This window comes from Skermanella sp. (genome assembly GCF_059503625.1).
The window spans coordinates 1-5,207 of record NZ_JCACHA010000648.1; the positions used below are offsets into that span (position 1 = coordinate 1).

Annotated in this window: 7 protein-coding genes; 4 read left to right on the top strand and 3 right to left on the bottom strand. The window is 59.3% G+C overall.

The window, feature by feature from the left end:
- Positions 1-421: 421 nt before the first annotated feature.
- From AC5JJ6_RS19775 to AC5JJ6_RS19785, 3 genes are all read left to right on the top strand, one after another.
- Positions 422-826, top strand: a complete 405-nt coding sequence (locus AC5JJ6_RS19775; protein WP_496043703.1) for an acyl-CoA thioesterase — start codon at positions 422-424, stop codon at positions 824-826.
- A gap of 108 nt (positions 827-934) precedes the next feature.
- On the top strand, positions 935-1,156 hold the full coding sequence (locus tag AC5JJ6_RS19780) for a hypothetical protein (RefSeq protein ID WP_496043704.1): 222 nt from the start codon (positions 935-937) through the stop codon (positions 1,154-1,156).
- Positions 1,157-1,647: 491 nt separating this feature from the next.
- Positions 1,648-2,199 carry a phasin family protein gene (locus tag AC5JJ6_RS19785; RefSeq protein ID WP_496043705.1) on the top strand — a complete coding sequence of 184 codons (552 nt, stop codon included), beginning with the start codon at positions 1,648-1,650 and terminating at the stop codon, positions 2,197-2,199.
- A gap of 123 nt (positions 2,200-2,322) precedes the next feature.
- On the opposite strand, the gene AC5JJ6_RS19790 is transcribed toward AC5JJ6_RS19785, so the two are convergent.
- The 3 genes from AC5JJ6_RS19790 to AC5JJ6_RS19800 form a co-directional block, all read right to left on the bottom strand.
- Positions 2,323-2,982, bottom strand: a complete 660-nt coding sequence (locus tag AC5JJ6_RS19790) for a phasin family protein (RefSeq protein ID WP_496043706.1) — start codon at positions 2,980-2,982, stop codon at positions 2,323-2,325.
- 147 nt (positions 2,983-3,129) lie between these two features.
- Complete coding sequence (locus AC5JJ6_RS19795; protein WP_496043707.1) at positions 3,130-3,849, bottom strand: YsnF/AvaK domain-containing protein; 720 nt, start codon at positions 3,847-3,849, stop codon at positions 3,130-3,132.
- 471 nt (positions 3,850-4,320) lie between these two features.
- Positions 4,321-4,719: a hypothetical protein gene (locus AC5JJ6_RS19800; RefSeq protein WP_496043708.1), complete on the bottom strand. Its 399-nt coding sequence runs from the start codon at positions 4,717-4,719 to the stop codon at positions 4,321-4,323.
- A gap of 182 nt (positions 4,720-4,901) precedes the next feature.
- Here AC5JJ6_RS19800 and AC5JJ6_RS19805 point away from each other — a divergent pair.
- Positions 4,902-5,207: 3-hydroxyacyl-CoA dehydrogenase NAD-binding domain-containing protein (locus AC5JJ6_RS19805; protein ID WP_496043709.1), on the top strand; the 306-nt coding region annotated here is incomplete at its 3' end.

The window sequence follows — 5,207 nt, forward strand, 5'->3', positions numbered from 1 at the left end:
CAACAGTAAACTCGGCTCCGGCTTCGGACAGCTCTTCAAAGCCAATCCCGGCGCCGAAACGACTATGGCTGCCTGATTCCCATTCCGTTGACGGTCTCGTCAGGAAAGGCATTTCACAGCCTTGCCAGCATCAGATATCGCTCATCACCGGACGCGATATAAGCGATAGCCCGTCCGTTTCGATACCGCCTTGATGGCCCCCGCGAACTACTGTGCCGACGCCTAATACGCCCGGAACCCATGGCTCACATTGGGCACTGCGCTGTGCCGCCTGAACTTCCCGGAGATGGCGTCGGCCGTTGCAGAAGCGGCAGTATGTGCTTGACGCGTTGGCATACAGTCCCCATGTTGCAGTGCAACATAATTGAGTTTAGCCGATACCTGGGGAACGCCATCTCATTTCTTTGAATGGAGACTACCCATGTATCAGGTACAGCACAAACCTGAGACCTTATCTGAACCGCGCGGTGAACTGGCGTCGCGCATGCTGGCGATGCCGTCGCACACCAATCCGATGGGCAACATCTTCGACGGCTGGATCATGTCGGTGATGGACGCGGCGGCGCTGATGACGGCAACGAAGATCGCCAACGGCACCGTCGTGACGGTAGCGGTGTCCAACATGGCGTTCCTGGAGCCGGTCAGGGTCGGCGATGCGATCTGCTGCTACACCGACACGATCGCCATCGGCGACACCTCGATCACGTTGGCGGTTGAGGTTTGGGTCCTGCGGCAGGGCCAGGGCGACCGGATCAAGGTCACCGATGCCGAGTTCAAGTTGGTCGCCTTGAACGACAACGGGTGCCCGCGGCCGGTGCTCGCGTAGTCCGCCAATCTTGTCGTAAATCCGACAGGGGCCGGGGAAGGCAATTCCCGTAAATCAAACGAACTGGAGTACACCCTGATGTTAAGTCAGCAGGATATGGAAGATTTTATGGAGATCGAGGCTGCTCTGGTTGAGGAGGATGAGGACGCCGCCAAGCCTGGAAAGCCGTCCAACGCGGTCCAGGGCGACACCAATGCCGGTGACGAGGTGTGCACCGTGGCCGACCTGCAGAGCCTGCATCACGACTACCTCCAGGAGGGTATGCGGAGCCTGCTGTCGGCCGGCGATCAAGTCTCTGATCTGTTGGCACGGGTCGCCAGGCGGTCGTGAACCTGAACTGTTCCGCGCCCGGGAGGCGGTGCGCCACCTCCACAGCGCCTGAGCCTTTTCGATCGCCCCTGGATCAGCTCCCGACAATCCCATCGGCAACGCGGATGCCGTCTCCGGGAGCAACCACCAACGCTGGGTCATAGTCGGGAATAGCCGTCCTTCCTCACGCCTGAAAGGCGCGTTCGTCAGGTTCCGCGTCAGTCGATACCTTGATTATCGTGAGAACGACGATGACAGGCTGAGGCGGAGCTGGAGTTTGGCCAGTGAAGGCAACCAGAAGCGCCTTGCCGGACGAGGCGCCGGGCCGCTCTGATGAAGGTGCTGCTCCGCCCAGTTGTTCAGCCCATGCTGAAGAGGGTGGCATGTTTTCCCTTGAACCTTGGACCACCCCTCTCTATGTTGCAGTGCAGCAAATGGTTGGATCTGGAAGCTTCGGGACTATCCGATCCAGGACTAGCCGCAACATTCCTTCAGGATCAGGATTTATTCTCATGACTACGACCAGCCGTACTGGTAATGCTACTGCAGCACCCGCTCCGTCGTTCAATTCCTTTGCCAAGCTGTTCCAGCTGCCGGCGTTCGATGCCGCCTCACTGGCCCAGGCCTTCAAGCTGTCCGGTTTTGACGTCAACACAGTTGTGGATATCCAGCGCCGCAACTTCGAAGCACTGACTGCCGCCAACCAGACGGTCGTGCAGGGTCTGCAGACTGTCATGCAGCGCCAGGGCGAGATCGCCCGGCAGTCGGTCAAGCAGTTCCAGGATCTTGCATCCTTCAAGCCGAACAGCGCCTCGGTCACGGAAACGCTGGTCAAGCGGATTGACCTGACGAAGACCTCCTACGAGAAGAACGTGGCCGATGCCCGCGAACTCGGCGACATCGTTGCCAAGGTCGGAACCGAAGCTGCCGACATCCTCAGCCGCCGCGTGGTCGCGAGCCTGGATGAGGTCAAGGCTGCTGCCCGCCCCAAAGCAGCCGTCCTCGATGAAGTCAAGGCGACCGCTCAACCCAAGGCAGCCGGTCGCGTTGCCATCGTTGCCTGACACTCGCGTCGTCAGGAACCTGGGGGCGATCTGGAATAGACATGGAAAGAGACGCGGGATCCGCGGCTCTTTTTTGGTATTTCAGGCTCCGGAGGAAGCCTGTCTGGAGCTCTGCTGGTCTCCCTACTTCGTCCGCCCAGGGATGCTCTGGACAGCATCGCTGGCGATCCGGAGTGTCGCTTCGGAGATCCTGACGCCGCTGTTCAGCATGACCTGCACTTCGGCGTTCATCAGCTCTCTTTGTGCCGTCATGAGATCCTGCGGCGTCCGTGCCCGCATGATGCTGTTCATGCCGTCTATATTGCACTGCATGGCGGCCCGCGTGTAGTCAGCCCACTCCCGCATAATTGTCTGGAAGCCATCAGCCAGCTTGACGCCGGTCTGGATCATGGCGCCCAGGTTCTGCTGGGTGCGGCCGGCTAATTCCCTGGATGCCTTATCCCGCAGTGCCGACATCCGGGCGAGCTGTTCATCCGGCCGCTCGCTCATCTCACGGGTCGCGTCAACGACATCGGTGACCGTCTCTGCTGAGCGTTCCATTGGGCTGCGCAGATCCACCGCGGCCTTCTGAAGACTCTGTTCCGCAGCCTCCCCGGCATTCTCCCGGGTCGCGGCGCGACTTCCGGCGACCCTGTCTTTCCGGACAGTGCCGTCCCCTGCTTCGGATGCGTCGTGAGCCGTCCTACTGTCGACAGCAGCACCATTGGTGCCGGCTTTGGCCTCACCATCGCCGGCATCTCGAACGGTCTTGCGGGCATCGGTCTTATTGATGATCGCAGGCATAAACAATACCTCGGTCTTGAATTCCGCGGGACCTGCACGGTCCGCAGCTGAACGCGGAAACAAGTGTCGCGGTTCGCTGGACAGAACAGGGCAGTATGCTCTGTGTCGGGAGGAGCCAGATGCGCCACTCGTTTCCGCGTCCTGGCTTTAGGCTGTTTTGGCGGTCTTGGACTTGCCGGACTTGCCGTCAATATCCTCAACGGTGACATCCTGGCGGCGGACGGTGCCACTGACGGTGACGTCGCGCTCACCCGACTGCTTGCTCAGCAAGACTTCCTCAACCACGTGAGCCTGCTTGGAAACCACCGGCTTCTCCGTGGTCGCGGTCAGCTCGACCGTAGTTCCCTGGAACGCCTTGGCGGCTTCCTCAGGCTTCAGGACACGATCGACCTTGGTGCGCTCGGCCTCGATCGTTTCCTCGTGAAGGGTCACGGTCTCCTGGACTTCCCGCTCACTGACCTCGGTCTTCAGGCGCTTGCCGCCGGTCGTCCGTGCGACGCCGACCTCAAGCTCCTCCTCGATCACCTGGGCCGACTGGGTTTCTTCGGGAGTCTGATTGCCGAGCTTCTCCAGCAGGGCTTCCGGGGACAGCGCCTTGAAGCTGCGCATCATGTCCAGGGCCTCGTCGGCCTTGTCGTCCGGCGCCTCGGCCACGATCAGGGCGCCGCCCTTCTGCATCGCCTTGCCGTAGCTCTCGGCCTTGTCCTTCTCGTAACCAGCCTCGACCAGGCGGCTCGTGATCTTGGATGCCGCGACGTTCTCGATGATTTCCACCGCGTCCTTCTTGAAGCCGGCCTTGGTCAGCTCGCCAAGAACCTTGCTGGCGATGTCGCTGCTCTCGAAAAGCCCAATGATGGATGTGGTCATATCAAAATACCCTGGTGATTGGCTGTGATTACGCGATGGCCTTCAAGCCATCTCGCATATGCAAACAAACATGGTGCGATGCACAACGTTCCATTTCTCTTCTGAATGAGAGGATTTCCTGATAATAATTCGGAATAAATGGTAGGATCGCCTCAGAGCATCTCAGCATGATTAATAACTCTTTCGCGCTAACCAGCTGACATGTTCAAAAGAAAGACTCGATGCTCCTGAGTCATTACTGCTAAGCCACATCGATCACTCATTCTTTCCGAGGTGACGTTTGGCGAAATCATTGACGTTCATGCGCAATGGCCTGATCCCGCCGTCCTTGTAGTAGCGCGTGAAGAAGGCCAGCCAGCAGCCGAGCATCGCGTCGCACGGCGACGAGGACGAAACGGTTGACCCCGGCCCTGTTAGAGGACCAGGCGTTGAAGACAATGCAATCGTCGCTCTGGACCCCAACCCGCCCGCTCAGCCATGCTTCGCCGCTTGCCTCACCGACCAGCCAATAAAAAACACTGCCCTGTTCTTTCCATCGAGAACGAACCGGTAGTGCCCGCGGTTGATCTGGCCGACCAGAAGGCGCGACCACATCAGGTGATTGACTGCCATCTCCAGAGCTGTCGCCGGGTTGTCCGGGCGAAACAGGCGGTACCGTGAGGGCGGAGCTTTGGCTTGGCTTTCGCTGACATGGCGTTCCGCCAGCGAAGCGTCCTGCCCCACGGCTTCGGCCGCGCCCGTGAAGTTTCGGAAGTCAAAAACGTCCGTTGTCGGGGTGACGCCACAGAACGATGCTGTTGGCGAAATCGACGACCGGGCCAAGGTACTCGGAACTTCGCCGGGGATGCGGCCAGAAACGGGATTTTTCACCCGTCGAGGCCACTTGAAGCCTCATTTCGGAATTTGCCAACAGCATGTAATGATATAACCCGCTGTAGCGAGCGCTTTGTGACCTCCCTGTCATCGGTGGCATGATTGAGTGAAGCACTGCGGAGCTGGAAACGTCAATTGACGTCGTGAGCTGAGTTGAAAAACAAAAAAACGGCGGGACCATGACAGCAACACAACCTATCACTATCCGGAAAATCGGTGTCATTGGAGCCGGCCAGATTGGCTGCGGGATTGCCCATGTCTGCGCCGTGTCGGGCTTTGACGTCTATTTGGTCGACATCAGCACCGAGGCGCTGGAGCGGGCCCGATCCAACATGACTGACAATTTGGACCACCAGGTCTCGAAGGGTAAAATCTCTGAGGCCACTCGGAGGGCAGCGCTCGACCGTATCAGCACCGGCACTGGTCTCACCTTGTTCTCGGAGTGCGACCTGGTGATTGAGGCCGTGACCGAAAACGAGGAGATC